A 1,071-nucleotide genomic window follows, 5' to 3' on the forward strand; every position below is an offset into this window, starting at 1 on the left:
GGGCTGAAGGTGCGACACAGGGCGCCGATTGGCGGTCAAGCGCACAGTCGCACAATGAACCGAACCGATGTCATGTTCGCCGTTGTCGAGAGGGCCGGGGCAGGGGGTGCGTTGCCTGCGACGGAGGCGATTTCGCACATCGCGGCCTTTATCGACCGCCTGGACAAGGCGAGCGAAAGCTACCAAACCGATCTCGAGGTGCTGCTGAGCATCGGAGCGACGGTCTGGACGCTAGATGTCGAGGCGTCCAGGCGGACGTGAAAAAACCCACCGAGGCGGGCAAGACCTTCTCACAGGTCGATGGAGGAGGACTCACATCGTGGACCTCATTCCTGAACAAAGCCTGACGCCGCGTTGCACCAGGTCAACCCCGATAGTTCCTCTATCATTTTTCGAGGTTCCACGGCGGTCCAGACTCAAGGGTGGGCGAACAGCGTGCAATGTCGTAGGATAAAAAACTTACGACGAAGGAACTATCAATGAGCACGCCGGYCGACRGGGTTCAAGCCAGACTGGTTCGCCGCATGCGAGAGGATGATTTTTGCCCTCAACCCTCCGGAGAGGGCTATCGACGGCGACGCACCGATTGGCATTGACCTTCAGGAGGCTGTGCGGCTGGCCGATGAGGCTCTTGATGAGTTGAGTGCGGCCTTTGGGATCGACAGACCTGCCACACCCGCCCCGCCGGTTGTCGGGGTCACACAGCCATAACAATCAGGGCGTACCCTTGCGCTCAGATGGTCCGCTGGCGCTGGTAGAGGCGCTTCGGCAACCCGCTCACTGAGAGTGGTGCCTCGATGCCGGCGGCCGTCCCCGGAATCTCCACGAGAAGGCTCGCCGAAGCGGGCACGACCGTTCAGCTTGATCCGCGCTGACGTTGGATTCGCGCGATAGCCGCCTCGGCGATCTCCTTGGCTTTGAACGCTTCACGCCGGAGTTTCTCGCCCATGCGTACCCCAGCGACGAACTTGCGCACTTCCAGCGGGTCAGGTCCACTGATCGCAATAGCGTCCCGAATCACTCGTTCGGAGCAGGCCAGTTTGGCGGCCCAGTGGCTCACTTCCTGCGGGC

Annotated in this window: 2 protein-coding genes; one reads left to right on the forward strand and one right to left on the reverse strand. The window is 61.5% G+C overall.

Annotated features, from left to right (window positions below; all coding sequences use genetic code 11):
- Positions 1 to 261, forward strand: a 261-nt coding sequence (locus tag AC1DY5_RS56785) for a hypothetical protein (RefSeq protein ID WP_478122896.1), incomplete at its 5' end; no start/stop codon positions are given.
- A gap of 595 nt (positions 262 to 856) precedes the next feature.
- Here AC1DY5_RS56785 and AC1DY5_RS56790 read toward each other — a convergent pair.
- A partial coding sequence (locus AC1DY5_RS56790; protein WP_478122897.1) for a hypothetical protein occupies positions 857 to 1,071 on the reverse strand: 215 nt, incomplete at its 5' end.

It is taken from the genome of Variovorax sp. P4_D9 (genome assembly GCF_056401695.1).